General features: G+C 57.1%; 16 protein-coding genes. 5 read left to right on the top strand and 11 right to left on the bottom strand.

Annotation, left to right across the window (positions count from 1 at the left end):
• Nucleotides 1-15: 15 nt before the first annotated feature.
• The 4 genes from FDK21_RS02515 to FDK21_RS02500 form a co-directional block, all read right to left on the bottom strand.
• Entirely contained in the window at nt 16-462 is a 447-nt protein-coding gene (locus FDK21_RS02515) for a nuclear transport factor 2 family protein (RefSeq protein WP_171021918.1), read from the bottom strand.
• Nucleotides 459-1,244, bottom strand: a complete 786-nt coding sequence (locus FDK21_RS02510) for an SDR family NAD(P)-dependent oxidoreductase (RefSeq protein WP_138147390.1) — start codon at nt 1,242-1,244, stop codon at nt 459-461. The genes FDK21_RS02515 and FDK21_RS02510 overlap by 4 nt, the downstream gene beginning before the upstream one ends.
• Before the next feature lie 119 nt (nt 1,245-1,363).
• Nucleotides 1,364-1,897, bottom strand: coding sequence for a CBS domain-containing protein (locus FDK21_RS02505; protein WP_171021917.1), 534 nt, complete (start codon nt 1,895-1,897; stop codon nt 1,364-1,366).
• A 229-nt stretch (nt 1,898-2,126) separates the two neighbouring features.
• Nucleotides 2,127-3,008, bottom strand: coding sequence for a LysR family transcriptional regulator (locus FDK21_RS02500; protein ID WP_114009336.1), 882 nt, complete (start codon nt 3,006-3,008; stop codon nt 2,127-2,129).
• A 192-nt stretch (nt 3,009-3,200) separates the two neighbouring features.
• Here FDK21_RS02500 and FDK21_RS02495 point away from each other — a divergent pair, with 192 nt between their 5' ends.
• The 3 genes from FDK21_RS02495 (at nt 3,201) to FDK21_RS02485 (ending at nt 6,847) form a co-directional block, all read left to right on the top strand.
• Entirely contained in the window at nt 3,201-4,703 is a 1,503-nt protein-coding gene (locus tag FDK21_RS02495; RefSeq protein WP_114009337.1) for a CoA-acylating methylmalonate-semialdehyde dehydrogenase, read from the top strand.
• A gap of 246 nt (nt 4,704-4,949) precedes the next feature.
• Nucleotides 4,950-5,903, top strand: a complete 954-nt coding sequence (locus tag FDK21_RS02490; RefSeq protein ID WP_138147389.1) for a carbohydrate kinase family protein — start codon at nt 4,950-4,952, stop codon at nt 5,901-5,903.
• Nucleotides 5,904-5,935: 32 nt separating this feature from the next.
• Nucleotides 5,936-6,847: a pseudouridine-5'-phosphate glycosidase gene (locus FDK21_RS02485; RefSeq protein ID WP_138147388.1), complete on the top strand. Its 912-nt coding sequence runs from the start codon at nt 5,936-5,938 to the stop codon at nt 6,845-6,847.
• A gap of 92 nt (nt 6,848-6,939) precedes the next feature.
• Here FDK21_RS02485 and FDK21_RS02480 read toward each other — a convergent pair whose 3' ends face one another.
• From FDK21_RS02480 to flgB, 7 genes are all read right to left on the bottom strand, one after another.
• Nucleotides 6,940-9,576 carry a response regulator gene (locus tag FDK21_RS02480; protein WP_246657473.1) on the bottom strand — a complete coding sequence of 879 codons (2,637 nt, stop codon included), beginning with the start codon at nt 9,574-9,576 and terminating at the stop codon, nt 6,940-6,942.
• A 128-nt stretch (nt 9,577-9,704) separates the two neighbouring features.
• On the bottom strand, nt 9,705-10,790 hold the full coding sequence (gene flhB / locus FDK21_RS02475) for a flagellar biosynthesis protein FlhB (protein ID WP_114009340.1): 1,086 nt from the start codon (nt 10,788-10,790) through the stop codon (nt 9,705-9,707).
• Nucleotides 10,791-10,838: 48 nt separating this feature from the next.
• Nucleotides 10,839-11,600: a flagellar biosynthetic protein FliR gene (gene fliR / locus FDK21_RS02470; RefSeq protein WP_114009341.1), complete on the bottom strand. Its 762-nt coding sequence runs from the start codon at nt 11,598-11,600 to the stop codon at nt 10,839-10,841.
• A 46-nt stretch (nt 11,601-11,646) separates the two neighbouring features.
• On the bottom strand, nt 11,647-11,910 hold the full coding sequence (fliQ, locus tag FDK21_RS02465) for a flagellar biosynthesis protein FliQ (protein ID WP_114009342.1): 264 nt from the start codon (nt 11,908-11,910) through the stop codon (nt 11,647-11,649).
• 99 nt (nt 11,911-12,009) lie between these two features.
• A complete protein-coding gene (locus FDK21_RS02460; RefSeq protein ID WP_114009343.1) occupies nt 12,010-12,330 on the bottom strand; it encodes a flagellar hook-basal body complex protein FliE in 321 nt (106 codons plus the stop codon).
• A gap of 73 nt (nt 12,331-12,403) precedes the next feature.
• Nucleotides 12,404-12,814: a flagellar basal body rod protein FlgC gene (gene flgC, locus FDK21_RS02455; RefSeq protein ID WP_114009344.1), complete on the bottom strand. Its 411-nt coding sequence runs from the start codon at nt 12,812-12,814 to the stop codon at nt 12,404-12,406.
• A 51-nt stretch (nt 12,815-12,865) separates the two neighbouring features.
• Complete coding sequence (gene flgB, locus FDK21_RS02450; protein WP_114009699.1) at nt 12,866-13,273, bottom strand: flagellar basal body rod protein FlgB; 408 nt, start codon at nt 13,271-13,273, stop codon at nt 12,866-12,868.
• Nucleotides 13,274-13,685: 412 nt separating this feature from the next.
• Between flgB and FDK21_RS02445 the strand changes: the two genes are divergently transcribed.
• Complete coding sequence (locus tag FDK21_RS02445) at nt 13,686-14,957, top strand: flagellar biosynthetic protein FliO (RefSeq protein WP_171021916.1); 1,272 nt, start codon at nt 13,686-13,688, stop codon at nt 14,955-14,957.
• A gap of 119 nt (nt 14,958-15,076) precedes the next feature.
• Nucleotides 15,077-15,787: a flagellar type III secretion system pore protein FliP gene (gene fliP, locus FDK21_RS02440; RefSeq protein ID WP_171021968.1), complete on the top strand. Its 711-nt coding sequence runs from the start codon at nt 15,077-15,079 to the stop codon at nt 15,785-15,787.
• The last annotated feature ends 78 nt before the right edge of the window (nt 15,788-15,865 follow it).

Raw genomic sequence — 15,865 nt, 5'->3', positions numbered from 1 at the left:
GTCCTTGAAAATGGCTCAAGAGCCCAGCCGCGCCTTGCGAGTGAGGAAACGCAGAAGAGGGCCAATCACCGGCAGCCGACCATAGAAATGCCGACCACTGTCCCAATAGTCATAATGGGCGCAAATCAGCCCCTCCTCGTTGAACTGCAATTCGGTCATGCCGCGCACATGCCAGGCCCCGATCACCTTGACATTGCAATAAAAGTCCCAGCGCATCAGACAAAGCTCATCTGTCCAGGCGAGATCGAGAATATCGAAGCGAGGATCCTCAACATCCTCGAACATTTTCTCAACCAGCCGGACGACCTGATCTCTGCCCCGCACATCGTTGAACGGGTCTATGAAATGCACATCCTCGCTGAGCAATGCTGCAATATCCCCGGCCCGGTCCAACGTGAGCGTTTCAAAATAGTGGGCATATTGCCCGGCAATCTGACGTCGACGATCTTTTCTGTCGCTCATTTGGCCATCCTCCGCATCAGGGTGAAATAAAGACCATAGGGAAGCCAGCTGAGCAGGCGCAGCAGCCATGCCATCCGCGAGGGAAAGGCAATCTCGAACCGCTTCCCGTCCAACCCCTTCATGATCCGCTCAGCGGCTTCCTCTTCGTCCATCAGAAAAGGCATTTCGAAGTCATTCATTTCGGTCAGCCTTGTCGTCACAAAACCCGGATTGATGACCTGCAGTCGCAGGCCCATCTGTTCCACCTCCGGTCGCAAAGTTTCGCACAGACTGAGCAATGCCGCCTTGGTCGGTCCATAAAGCGCCGCATTGGGTAAGCCACAATAGGAAGTAAGAGACGCAGTGATGGCAATGCTGCCCGCTCCGCGCTCTTTCAAGGCAGGCAGAAGGGCCTCGATCAGCGCAACTACGCCAAGATAGTTCACCGCCATATGGTCCGAGGCTGCGGCATGGCTCAGGGCGCTAATGCCACCGGGTTGATAGATTGCCGCGCAATAGATCGTCTGGTCCGGCAGACAATCGCGCACAGACAGATCGTCCACCGCCGCGCGCAGATCCTCAATTCTGGTTGCGTCCAGCGGCAGCGCCTCAATGCGATCGGACTGATCGCTCAAAGCCTCGAGTTGTTCAGCCCGCCGCGCACTGGCCACGACCCGGTGCCCCGCTCTGGCATAGCCAAGCGCCAAGGCCCGTCCAATGCCAGAACTGGCGCCGATGATCCAGATCCGCTTGCAGGTATCATTGTATTTGAGGTCTTTGAGGTCTTTGGAATTGTCAGCCATGAGCGCGAAAATCCTTTCGCACTCCATACGCCACAACCTGAGAGGCAGATCACCCCGATCCGCGTCAAGGGTGCGGAGCAAGTCTGCCCCGCGGCCCAATTTCGATCCTATTGGGGGCTTTAGCCAACCATCAATTGCTTGAGGCGCAGATTCTCATATTCCACTTCCTGCACCCGATGGATAACCATGTCGCGGATCGAAATCATCCCGACCAGTTCGTCACCATCCATGACGGGCATATGACGAAACCGCCCCTTGGTCATCCGATCCATCACATCCAGAACCCGATCCTCACTAGAGCAGGTTTCTGGATTGGCCGTCATATGGGCCGACACCGGATCATGCATCACCATGTCGCCCAATTCTGCGGTCGCAGCAATCACGTCGCGCTCGGACAAGACTCCGACAAGGCCACCATTGTGATTGATCACTGGCATGTTGCCAATTTTGCGTGCAGACAATTCCGCCACCGCCGCGGCCAGCGTCATGCTGGCAGTGATGGTGAAGATCTCGGCGCTCTTTTGCTCGAGGACATCCTGAATCACGGTTTGGGAATAGGCCTTTTCAAATGCCAATCTTGCGTCTTGAGACATGCTGAGTTGGCTTGGTTCCTCAATATCGGCGCGTGGTCCTTGATAGGTGCTAGGTGCCATCATCTCTCTCCGCGAGTGTCCCCTCCGACCTCTTGATCACCACTCGCTGCCGACCAGAGGCTCGTTGTTTTCTGAAAGCCTATCAAACGATTGGCAGATATGGCAATCCACCACAGCTCGAATTGTTACCAATGGCCTAATCGCATTTTCGTGATCACGGCCATTTTAAAAAGCGACAGGGAGACCGGGATCGCTTGCAAAACCCAATTTTTCCCGCCTTTGCTTCCCCTCAACGAAAGATCGCCCGCTCCTCTTCCACCAACCGATAGATATAATCAGACACCGCCTGAATCCGCGCCAACCGCCGCGTGCTTTCGTGATAAACCGCCCAATAGGCCCGCTGAATCGCATGCTGGGGCAAGATTTCAACCAGATTGTCATCCTCCCGCGCCATGAAACCATGCAGAATGCCGATCCCCAGCCCGGCCCGCACGGCCTCCGTCTGCCCCAAAGCACTGGCGCATTCAAACTGGGCACTCTGGCCTTTCATCATCTCACCGGCATAATTGAGCGACGGGCTATAGATCAGATCCTCGACAAAGCCCACCAGCCTGTGTGACGCCAGCGCCTCGCGGCTCACCGGGATGCCATGCCGGGCGACATAATCCCGCGAGGCATAAAGCCCAAGGCTATAATCCACCAGCTTGCGCGCCACCAGCCGCCCCACCGACGGACGATCCACCGTGATGACAATATCCGCTTCGCGCCGATTGATCGAAAAGGTCCGCGGCACCGGCACCAGCTGGATGGTCAAATGCGGATAGCGATCCAGCAACGGCGCCAGCCTTGGGGCCAGATAGGCCACCCCGAAACCATCCGGTGCCCCGATCCGCACCACGCCCGAGACATCGATATTGGTCTCTCCAATGCTCGCTCGCGCCGCATCCATTTCCGCTTCCATTCGCTCGGCAGCGAGCTGGAAGTCCTCCCCTTCCGGGGTCAGAACACACCCGGTTGTGCGCCGATCGAGCAGTTTGGCATGGAGTGATTCTTCCAGCGCCGTGATGCGCCGCGCCACCGTGGCATGATTGACCCCCAGACTGCGCGCGGCCTGCAGGATCTGCCCTGCCCGCGCAACCGCCAAAAAAATCCTCACATCATCCCAGTTCATCGCAACAGCTTTCCCTTGCAATAGAGTGCCTTACCTTCATTACTTTAATTTTTGCACATCCGATGAGACTTTGCGACTATTGATATTTATTTTTGTCGAGGCAAAATACAGCCAAACGGCAATCAACAACAAAAAGCTGCATCAGGCAGCGACATGAAGACGCAAATCGACATTTAAGGGAGGATCCCCCCAATGACACGTGAAATCGGTCATTTCATCAATGGTGCGCTTGTCTCCGGCACGTCCGGACGCTTCGCCGACATTTACAACCCTGCGACCGGTGAAGTGCAGGCCAAAGTCGCACTGGCCACCAAGGCGGAGCTTGACGCAGCAGTCGACGCCGCCGCCAAGGCACAGCCAGCATGGGCTGCCCAGAACCCGCAGAAACGTGCCCGCGTGATGATGAAATTCGTCTCTCTCATCAACCGCGACATGGACAAGCTGGCCGAGAAGCTGTCTTCCGAGCATGGCAAGACCTTTGTTGATGCCAAAGGCGACGTGCAGCGCGGTCTCGAAGTGATCGAAGTCTGCATTGGTGCGCCCCACCTGCTCAAAGGCGAGTTCACCGACAGCGCCGGTCCGGGCATTGACATGTATTCCATGCGCCAGCCATTGGGCGTCGTCGCAGGCATCACACCGTTCAACTTCCCGGCCATGATTCCGCTTTGGAAAATGGGCCCGGCGCTGGTTGCCGGCAATGCCATGATCCTCAAACCATCCGAGCGCGACCCGTCCGTGCCGCTGATGTTGGCAGAATTGCTCAAAGAAGCCGGTCTGCCCGATGGGGTTCTGCAGGTGGTCAATGGCGACAAGGAAAGCGTTGACGCGATCCTCGATAATGAGACCATTGAAGCGGTCGGCTTTGTCGGCTCCACGCCGATCGCTCACTACATTTACACCCGCGCAGCGGAAACCGGCAAACGCGCCCAGTGCTTCGGCGGCGCGAAAAACCACATGATCATCATGCCCGATGCCGACATGGATCAGGCGGCCGATGCGCTGGTCGGCGCAGGCTTTGGCGCTGCTGGCGAACGCTGCATGGCCATCTCGGTTGCCGTACCCGTGGGTGAAGAGACCGCCGACAAACTGATCGAAAAACTGGTGCCACGCATCGAAAAACTCAAAGTCGGCCCATACACGGCAGGCGATGATGTCGATTACGGTCCGGTCGTCACCGCAGCCGCCAAGGAAAATATCCTTCGTCTGATCGAAACCGGAGTCGAGCAAGGGGCCGAACTGGTCGTCGACAGCCGCGACTTCCAGCTACAAGGCTATGAAAATGGCTTCTTCGTTGGCCCGCACCTGTTCGACAAGGTGACCACCGACATGGATATCTACAAGAAAGAAATCTTCGGCCCGGTTCTCTCCTGCGTCCGTGCCAAGACCTATGAAGAAGCCATCGGTTACGCCATGGATCATGAATATGGCAACGGCACCGCCATTTTCACCCGTGATGGCGACACGGCCCGTGACTTTGCCAACCGTATCAATATCGGCATGGTCGGCATCAATGTGCCAATCCCTGTGCCGCTCGCCTATCACACCTTTGGTGGCTGGAAAAAGTCCGGCTTTGGCGATCTGAACCAGCATGGCCCGGATGCCTTCCGCTTCTATACCCGCACCAAGACCGTGACGGCCCGGTGGCCATCGGGCATCAAGGAAGGTGGCGAATTCTCCATTCCTGTAATGGAATAAGCCTTAATGCTGCGGGGATGTCTCCCTCCCTGCAAGGGCCTCTTGATAGAAGCCTGACCAAGCCGTCGCCATCCTCATCTCGGGCGACGGCTTTTTCATGTTTGTGGAGTCCTTGCTTTGGGCTGGCCTTTGTTGCCATCAGTCAGTATGGTGCACTCTGTTTGATCGCAAGGACAGAGCATCGGCCCTAGGCACCCTGCCAAAGCCAGACCGCAGTCCATCCCGCATTCCCAATGAGCCACTCTCATGCAAGTCACTTTTTCGCCCGACAACCATCCTGACATTCTCGTGGTTGGCGGTGCCCATATGGACCGCATTGGCCGCTCACGCGCACGCCTTGAGCTCGGCCAATCCAATCCCGGCTCGCTAAAGCGCACCGTCGGCGGTGTCGCGGGCAACATCACCCGCTCTCTGGCCCGCCTTGACTGGAAGGTCGCGCTTTCGACCATCAGCGGCGAGGACATCGACGCCACCCTGTTGCTGGAACAATTGCAGCAGCAGGGCATCGACATGTCACTGGCCACCCGCAATCCGGATCTAACCAGCGCGACCTATACCGCAATCGAGGATCGCGATGGCTCGCTGATTGCTGGCATTGCCGATATGGGCATCTATGACAGCTATCCAGCCGATCAGATTACCCACGCCCTGTCGCGTCTGACCAAGCCAACCCGCATTCTCGCCGACACCAATCTGCCGACAGACGCCCTGCTGCGCATCGCCGAGGCAAAGGGCGATCATCTCTTTGCCGTCTGTGCCGTCTCCGGCCCAAAAGCCAACCGGGTGGCCGAAGCGCTGCATGGAGTCGACCTTCTCTTCTGCAATGAAGCCGAAGCCGCAATCCTTGCCGATGAATTTGCCGACCTTGCTGCCTTGCCTGACATCCTGCGCGACATCGGCGTCACTTCTGGCGTCATCACCAAGGGCAATGCGGGCGTCACCGCCTGGCAAGGCGACAAAGTCTGGAGCCTGCCAGCCCCGCCGGTCAAGGTCACCTCATCGAACGGTGCTGGCGATTGCCTGACCGCTTGCACACTCCATGCGCTATTGCTGGGACGGGATCTGCAACAGGCTCTTGCTTATGGCATGGCGGGCGCAAGCCTTGCCTTGATGAGCGAACAATCGGTCCCGGATCTTCTGTCCCGCACCATGCTGGAGGCCTGTCTCGCAGACATTCCCGCCAGCCAACCCCAATCCTGAGTCAATCAAGCCAACCAAGAAAGAGCAACAAAATGGCAAGTCTCCCAATTAAATTCAGCGCCGAAGTGCAGGCCGCCCGTGACGCAGGCCAGCCGATTGTCGCCCTTGAATCGACCATCATCACCCATGGCATGCCTTACCCGGAAAATGTCAGCACGGCCTTGGATGTCGAAGACATCATCCGGACCGAAGGGGCATGCCCTGCCACCATCGCCATTCTCGACGGGGTGATTGAAGTCGGCCTGACCCGCGAACAGATCGAACATCTGGCCCAGCGCGATGATATCCTGAAACTGTCCCGCGCCGATCTTGCCTATGCGCTGGTTGCTGGCAAAAGTGGCTCGACCACGGTTGCCGCCACCATGATCTGCGCGGCACAGGCGGGCATCGAAACCTTCGCCACCGGTGGCGTTGGCGGTGTCCATCGCGGGGCCGAGGAGAGCTTCGACATTTCCGCCGACCTGCAAGAATTGGCCAAGACCCCGGTGATGGTTGTCTCCGCTGGCGTCAAGGCTCTGCTCGACATCCCCAAAACCCTCGAGTTGCTCGAAACCCTTGGCGTGCCCGTGGTCGGCTTCGGCACTGACGAGTTCCCGGCCTTCTGGTCCCGCGAGAGTGGTGAGGCCTGTCCGATGCGCCTTGATGAACCCGAACAGATCGCAGCCCTATATAAAATGCGCGCCACTCTGGGCCTTGAAGGTGGCATGATGGTCGCCAATCCGGTGCCAGCCGAAAGCGAAATTCCACGCAACGAAATGGAAAGCGACATCATCGAAGCCATTGATGAAGCCAACCGCCGCAATGTTTCGGGCAAGGACGTCACCCCCTTCGTGCTGTCCCGCATCAAGGAATTGACCAACGGTGAGAGCCTTGTGACCAACATTGCTCTGGTCAAGAACAACGCCAAACTGGCCGCACGGATTGCCAAAGGTCTGAAAGCCTGATCCATCGCGCCACGCAACAAAAAGACAAAAGCCCGCCAGCATTTGATTGCTGGCGGGCTTTTTCATAAGGGATGTGCCTGAAGGCAACCCGATCAGGCATCGAGCACTTCGCGGATCTTGGTCGCCAATTGCTTCAGTGAGAAGGGTTTTGGCAGGAAGCCAAATTCCACATTGTCCGGCAAATTCTTGCGGAAAGCCTCCTCCGCATAGCCGGACATAAAGATCACCTTGAGATCCGGGCGTTTCTTGCGCAGCTCACCGAGCATGGTCGGTCCGTCCATTTCCGGCATCACCACGTCGGACACCACCAGATCGACCTTCTCTTCGATTTCCTCGATCAATTCCAGTGCCTCGGCACCGGATCCCGCTTCATGGACACTGTAACCACGTGAGGCCAAGGCGCGCGCAGCAAAGGCTCGCACCGCTTCTTCGTCCTCGACCAACAGAATGGTGGCACTGCCGGTCAGATCGGTCACAGCATCGGTCTCTGCCGGTGGCGCTTCGGCCAAGCCCAGATCTTCTTCCACAGCAACGCCTTCCAAAGCGTCGGTGTCCGACAACCCGGTCAGCGCCTTTGCCTCTTCCACATGGCGCGGCAGGAAGATGCGGAAGGTCGTGCCCTGCCCCATCTCGCTTTCAAGGAAGATGAAGCCGCCCGTCTGCTTGACGATGCCATAAACGGTGGACAGGCCAAGCCCGGTTCCCTTGCCCACATCCTTGGTAGAGAAGAATGGCTCGAAAATCTTGTCCCGGATATCCTGTGGGATGCCCGTACCGCTATCAAGCACTTCGAGCAGAACATAGTCGGATGGCTCAAGCTGCGTATAAGGCATCTCGGCAGCTTCGGCCTCGATGAGATTGCGGGTCTGGATGGTCAACTGCCCCCCATCGGGCATCGCATCGCGCGCATTGACCGCCAGATTGACAATCACCTGTTCGAGTTGGTTGAGGTCGGCCTTGACCGGCCACAGATCACGGCCATGCACCATGTCGAGATCGACTTTTTCACCCAACAGACGATCCAGCAGGATCGACAGATCGGCCAGCACATCACCAAGCTCCAGCACCTGAGGCCGCAAGGTCTGACGGCGCGAGAAGGCCAGCAACTGCCGCACCAGTGACGCCGCGCGGTTGGCATTCTGCTTGATATTCATGATGTCCTGGAAGGACGGATCGCTTGGCCGATGGCTGGCCAGCAGCAGATCGGAAAAACCGATGATTGCGGTCAGAACGTTGTTGAAGTCGTGTGCCACCCCACCGGCCAGCTGACCAACGGCCTGCATTTTCTGGCTCTGGGTGAATTGGACTTCCAACGCCCGCTGCTCGGTGGTTTCCAGCGCATAGACAATGACCTTCTCGTCATCCGCTTCACTATCCTCGACCCCGGAGAGGAAGAAACGGACCGTCCGGCTTTCATCTTCTGCGAGATCGCATTCCACCGGCAGAATATGGCTCTTGCCGCTCAAAGCCTCATCCATCCGGGCAGACAGCTCGGCCCGGTTCTTCTCAACCACCAGACTGTGAATGGTCGGGGTCTGCTCATCGACATCCCCGCGCTCACCAGGCACGACCGAAGAGAATAACCGGGCAAACGGCGCGTTGGTGCGCACCACCTGCCCTTCGCTGGTCATCGCCGCAATGGCAATCGGGGTATTGTTGAAGAAACGGGCAAAGCGCACCTCGGCAACCCGCAACTCCTCGGAAATATCCTCGCCCGGACTGCGATTGAGCACCAAGGTCCGAGACGCTCCGGCCGTCCCATCAGAGGCCATAGGCACCCGATGCATCAACCGCACTGGCAGACTGTGACCATTGCGCTTGACCAGATCGATATCGAGCATCTCGGTTTTCGGCATGCCTGGCGCATTGCTTGCCGCATCCAGCAAAGCAGTCCCATCGCCGGATACCAGTTCGTTGAGATTGAGGTGGCGTGGCTCGAACTGCGTGAGGTCATAGCCCAGCCAGTCTGCCAGGGTGGCATTCATATAGACGATCCGGCCATCTGGCTCAGAGGAGAAGAAACCGGCTGGTGCGTGATCGAGATAGTTGATCGCCAGCTGCAATTCCTGAAAGATATTCTCCTGCCGCTCCCGATCCCGTGTGATATCATAGACCTCCCAGACCGACAGGGCCTGCTTGGCACCGCCGCTCTCCAAGTCATTCAGAGCCCGCACCTTGATCCGGTACCAGCGGGCCTGCGGGCTGACATCCGCAGCATCAGCCCCGGCGGGATTTTTGAAAAGACGGAACTCTTCCATCGCTGGCCGGCCATCGCGCACGGCTTCGGACAGGCGATAAATGGCCTCGGCGGCATCCGGTTCCCCGGCAAAACTGCGCTCGATCGAGCGGATCGCATCAGCATTTTCCGCTCCTGTCAGCCGTGCATATTCGGCATTCGCATAGACGATCCGGTCCTTGGCGTCACAGACCACAACCCCATCGGTCATGGCGTCAACGAACTGCCGCGTCAGATGAGGTGCGGGCTGAGAGCTACCAAACCGCAACAGACCGACAGCCAGACCCAACAGTGCCAAAATACCGATCCCGGCCAGCAAACTGAGGAAAATAAGCTGTAACTGGCCACCGAACTGGCCCTTGAAAAAGACGAGAGACGCAGCCACCCCAACGAGGAACAACGCCAATAGCAGCAACCCCTTGACGCTGCCTGACCGTTCTTCGTGATCGATCATGGCTGCGGATGGCCCGCTCTGGCTCACGTGTTTGCCCATTTGGATCTACCCCTGCCCTGCATCCGGCTCATCTTGACGATCGGGCCTGTGGCTCGATCCCATGTTTCTTTCTCCCTCACACGCACGCTGTGCCTAGCGACTGAGCGTGTCGGGAATGCCCGTCTCGGTTATGGTCTGCGATTAGACCAGCTTTGCCGATTCTTCAATTTCATAATATAGCCGATCACTTCTGCAACCGCTTTGTAGTGCTCTTCAGGCACTTCTTCTTCGATGTCCACTGTTGCATAGAGCGCGCGCGTCAAAGGTGGATTCTGGACAATCGGAATGTCATGTTCCTTGGCGACCTCGCGAATGCGCAACGCCGTCTCGTCAACCCCCTTGGCAACACAGACCGGTGCGCCCATGCCATCTTCATATTTCAGGGCAACCGAATAGTGGGTCGGGTTGGTCAGCACCACAGAAGCTTCGGGCACCGCAGCCATCATCCGCTTGCGACTGCGTTCCATACGCAGCTGCCGCAGCTTGGCCTTGACCGCCGGGTCACCTTCCTGCTGCTTGAACTCTTCCTTGATCTCGCGGACCGACATTTTCTGTTTTTCGAACCATTTGTTGCGTTGGTACATGTAATCGGCAATCGCCAACACCGTCATGACGACGATCACACCGATGATCAGCTGCAAGGCAAGGTCGCGCACCATCGGCAGCAATTGGGTCGGATCGAGCCCGATGATTACATCAAGCTTGTCACGCTGCGGATAGAGAATCAGCACAAGCAGGGTCGTCACGATACCCAGCTTCAACAATCCTTTGACAAAATTGATCAGGCTTTCGCCGGAAAAAAGCCGTTTTGCGCCGCTGGCAGGCGACACTTTCGACAGCTTCGGCTTCATGGGTTCGGTTGAAAATACAAATTTGTGCTGCACCAGATTGCCAAAAATGGCCATGACCAGCAGCGCAATCATGGGCAGAATCAGAAAACCGAGCAAGGTATAGCCGACATCATTCCATAGCCGCGCCAGCACGCCACCTTCGATCGACAATTCGTGGGAATGCTCGAAAAAGCCCTTCAGATTGCTCGCCACACCACCGGCGATATAGGTGCCCAGCACAGCCACGACGAGCCCGGTGCCCATCATAGAGAACCAGGCAGAGACTTCCTGACTTTTGGCGACATCGCCTTTCTTGTGCGCGTCGTCCAGACGCTTCTGTGTCGGCTCTTCCGACTTTTCAGCATCATCATTTTCTTCGGCCATAGCAGCCTCCTAGCCTGTCTGCACGGCTCAAGCGCGTCGCATGTGCAGTCAGCGCGCCACAAAATTGCCGAGCACGGCCTCGATGTGCCCCATATACCAGTTCATCAGGCTCACCAACAGAATCATGAAGAGCATTGTACCAACCAAAATGTTGGCAGGCATAGCAATAAAGTAGACCTGCAACTGTGGCATCAGGCGTGACAGCAGACCAAGCCCGAACTGGAAGATCATACCATAGACAATGAAGGGTGCCGACATCTTCAGCGCCACGACGAAGGAGGTGGCAACCACTTCAATCGCATATTCGGCAATGTCCCCAAGTGGCAGCATCTGATTGACCGGAAACAGCGTGTAACTGTCGAGCATTGCCCCGATCATCAGATAATGCAGGTTGGTCGTGAAAATCAGCGCCACCGCCAACGTGCCCATGAAGCGGCCCAATTGCACCGTCTGCTGACCCGTGCTCGGATCCGGCCCCATGGCAAAACTCAAACCCAGCTGAAAGGCGATTGTTGTCGCCGCAATCTGCAAGGCAGCCATCACCAGACGCACCGACAGCCCCAGAAAAACCCCAATCAGGATCTCGATCCCCATTGCTGCGACAAGGGCATAGAAATTGGCAGGCACAGAGCCGTAGTTGCCTGAGACAAGGGGATAGAAAAGCAGGCACATCATCAGCGCCAGAATAAGACGGATCCGGACCGACACAGCCTGCTCGGAGAAGGCAGGCAGGATCATGAAAAGCGTTCCGACCCGCGCAAAGATCAGAAAGAAGATGTAGGCGGTTTGCGGTAGGATATCGAGTGTCATGCGCAAATGAGGATCCGGCCTGAGGGCAGATCTACGCCCCCCAAGGTTAGCCAGAAATGACCCGCTCCATCAGAAACTGCGTGAAAGTGCCAAGGGTGGCCCCAATGAAGGGAAGTGCAATCATCAACGCTATGAAAATGGCGATGATCTTGGGAACGAAAACGAGGGTCATTTCCTGAATTTGCGTCAGAGCCTGGAACAGAGCGATCACCACACCGACGATCAGCCCGACCACCATGATGGGGCCGGAAATCTTCAGCATCACCCAAAGCCCCTCGCGGGCAATATCGAGCATCTCAGGTCCGGTCATTGCCGGTTTCTCCTAGCCTATCGTGATCCAACAAGCATGGGCGCGCCACCATGGCCCGCCCACAAGATCTGCCGAAACCCGACCCGATATCAAACCTGCCTAGATCGGCATCCGCATGATTTCTTCATAGGCAGAGATCACCCGGTCCCGAACCGACACCATGGTTTCCAGTGCAACTTCGGTTTCGGCAACGGCTGTGACCACGTCAACCACATCCGCCTTGCCATGCAACATGTTGGTTGCAGTCTTCTCGGCGACCTGCCCCTTGTCCAGCACCCCGGTGACACCATCCTTGACCATGGCACCGAAATCCGGCTTGGCATCGGCCGCCTTCTGCAGCGTCTGGTCCGATTGTGTCTGATTCGTCAGCTTCTGGGCTAGACTATAAGCGTTCGCTGCGGTCAAAGAGGTGTTGAGCATTGTCTGTCTCGCTTGCCCAACATGGGGCTGCTAAATCGAAAAGAGAAGCGATGCCATACGGCACCCGAGGGTGTCAGGCCTTGAGAATGTCGATGGTTTTGGTGATCATGCTGCGCGTTGCAGAGACCACATTCAGGTTGGCCTGATAGCTGCGCTGCGCCTGCTGCAGGTCGGTCACTTCAACCAGCGAATTGACATTGGGCAGCTTCACATAGCCATTGGGATCCGCAGCCGGGTGGCCCGGTTCATAGCGTGTCCGAAAATCGGATTTGTCGGTGACAACCCGTCCCATATCGACCGTTTTGGCTTCGATCTCGCGGTCATAATGCGACTTGAAAGTCGGGATCTGCCGACGATAGGGATCTCCGCCCGCCTGCCGTGCCGTGGAGTCCGCATTGGCGATATTCTCCGAAATCACCCGCATACGACCACTTTGCGCCTTCAGCCCAGACGCGGCGATCATGATCGATCTAAGAAAATCCATTTCACTCTCCACCTTTTCGGCCAACGCCGAACCATAGGCCTATCTCGCGCCTTACCGGCGGCGAGACGCCATGCGAATGATACCAAGACCCTTTTTGTACAGGGTCGACGCCGCCTGATAGTCCATCTGGTTGGCCGTCACTTTCATCATCTGCTCTTCAAGCACCACCTGATTGCCATCCGGTGTGATTTCGAAGCCATCCATTTTCTTGCCCGCCAGAGTGCCATCGGGAAAGATTGCTCGCCCCTTGAGGTGATGCGCATTGGTCAGACGGGTTTCAAGCCCCCCCGTCTGCTGGGGCTTAAGCATGCGATCAAACTTGAAACTGCTCAGATCACGCGCATGGTAACCGGGCGTATCGGCATTGGCGATATTCTCTGCCAGCACTTTCTGGCGCGCCTGATGCCAGTGCATCTTGGAGCGCAGCATAGAAAACAGCTTGAGATCTCCTACAGCCATGTCTGCCTTCATATCCCGGTTTGGATGCCAATTGCGCATCCGGTGTCACTTTGGTTCAGGCAAATTTTGCCTACCATATGGTTAACGAGACATTAACGTGACCCAAACTTTTCTCCATTGCGGCTGATTTCTGCCATTTACCTCAGATATTAGCTCGGCAAATCTTGCAAATTGCCCGCAAAAAAAAGCGACATATCTTTCGAAAAGGTTAAAATGGGCGCATCGACAGATTCGCAACAGGGGTGACGTCTGCCGCATATTCGCAATGGATATGCCCGTTTCCCCGCCCTTGCAGCTGTCTTGCGTAACGCGTCTGATGCCTGTGATGGTGAGGTGCCAGACAGTTGAGTAAACACAATTGGCAACATGTCTTTTATCGCGATAAGGCATGTTCGAGAGTGGAAGGCCCGTCATGGAAGACATCGGCACATTGATCAAGGCGCTCATTCTGTTGGGTGGAATCATTTTTCTGATCGTATTGCTCACCTGGATTCTGAAGAAGATAAACATGATGGGCGCGCGCATTGGCAAGGTCGGAGACGCACCACGCCTTGAAGTGCGCGAAGCCGTGCAGGTCGATCACCGCCGCCGTCTGGTTCTGGTGCGACGGGATCATGTGGAGCATCTGGTGATGATCGGCGGTGAGAATGACTTCCTCGTTGAGCATCACATCATGCCACCAATGCCGGCGCAGCCATCCGCGCAACCACCAGTGCAGCAGCCGATGCAAGCCACACCGCAGCCAGCCCCACAATCAGCCCCTCTGGCACCGCGTTCGGCAGCGCCGCAGCCCGCCCCGCAGCGCCCTCAGCCCACCGCCCAGCCAGTGCCACCTCAGCGTCCAACACCGCAACAGGCTCCCCATTTGCCAGCTCAGCCCAAGCCTATGGCGCGACCAACTGAAGCGGCCAAAGGCACGGCCCCTGCCATCAAAGTGTCCGATGGAGCCCAGACACGGTCAACCACACCGACTGTGGATGTCGCGAACAACAAGCCCTCTGCCTCGATCCAGACACCATCTCAGCCACAGCCGGCCCGCTGGCAAAATGATCTGACCGCCACCATGCCACCGCATCCACTCAAACCCAAGGATGCGGCATCCAGCCGCGAGGAAACGAAACCGGCCGAACCAAAACCCGCAGAACAGTCTGCGCAATCTGTTCGGTCAAACCAGCCCGCCCCTGCGGCAACAGAGCCCAAGGCGGCGTCCATAGGCAAGGCAACAGAACAAGGCACGGCACCGATACTCACCCAACCAAAGCCCGGCCAACCAGAGGCCAGCCAACCAGAGACCCACCAACGGCAATCCGCTGCAAAAGACCAGCTCCCCTCCAGCGACAAACCTGATCCAGCGGACAAGAATGAAAAAGGTCAGCCATCAGTTGACCCTGTGCAGGACAGCACCACAGCACCGAAAGAGCAGTCCACCGCACCTGAACAATCCAAGCCAGACGCTGACCTGCTGGCTGTGAAAGCAGACAAAGATCCCGGAACCACGGCACCAGTCGCCGCAGCACCCGAAGACTCTGCTCAGGAAGCATCAAAGCCAGATGCACCGCAGCAGGCAGCTCCAACGCAGGAAGAAGCAAAGCCGACACAATCCAAGCAGCCCCCGGCTTCGTCTGCTTACGATGATGAAATCAATCGTCTGCTCAATGAGTTGTCAGGTGACTTCAAGAAATGAGTGATCTGAAGAACGCGACCACGCAGACACCCGGTCAGAATATCAATGAAGCCACACGCACTCTGTTGACAAGCCTGAAACGCAGCGCCCTCACAGGGGGCTGCGTTGCTTTGTTGGCCATGCTGTTTCTGGCCATTGGCTTCAACCATCCTGTGCTGGCCCAGCAGCTCAGCATCGGCCTTGGCGATGATCTCACCCTGACCGAGCGGGCAATGCAGCTTGTTGCCCTCATCACCATCCTGTCGCTGGCCCCGTCAATCCTGATCATGGTGACCAGTTTCACCCGGATCGTCGTGGTGTTGTCTCTGTTGCGCTCGGCCATCGGTCTACAGACGGCTCCCCCCAACACCGTCATGGTCAGCCTTGCCCTGTTCCTGACTGCCTTCATCATGGCCCCCACCTTCGAGCAGGCTTACAATACCGGGATCCAGCCTTTGGTCGAGGGAAGCATCGAACTGCCAGAAGCCTTCGACCGGGCTGCGGTGCCGTTTCATGCCTTCATGCGTCAGCATGTGCGGGAAAACGATCTGGCCCTGTTTCTCGACATGGCCCAACAGGAGCCGCCAGCCACGCCAGAAGAAATCAGCCTTCGGGTGCTGGTGCCAGCCTTCATGATCAGTGAGCTACGACGCGCCTTCGAAATCGGTTTTCTGATCTTCCTACCCTTCATCATCATCGACCTGGTGGTCGCCTCTATTCTGATGTCGATGGGTATGATGATGCTGCCGCCTGTGGTGATTTCCCTACCATTCAAGCTGATCTTTTTCGTATTGGTCGATGGCTGGAATCTGATCACCGGTTCTCTGGTCAAGAGTTTCGTCGGCTCTTAGCAAAGAGACGTGCCAAACACGGACCAGACACGCGCCAGACACGCGCATGCATGCGCACTTTGCCGGTGCAGACTGAAA

Source organism: Cohaesibacter sp. CAU 1516, assembly GCF_005771485.1.
Taxonomy (GTDB): domain Bacteria; phylum Pseudomonadota; class Alphaproteobacteria; order Rhizobiales; family Cohaesibacteraceae; genus Cohaesibacter; species Cohaesibacter intestini.
The sequence above is the reverse complement of the archived record's forward strand: the minus strand, read 5'-3'. Positions and strand labels throughout refer to the sequence as shown.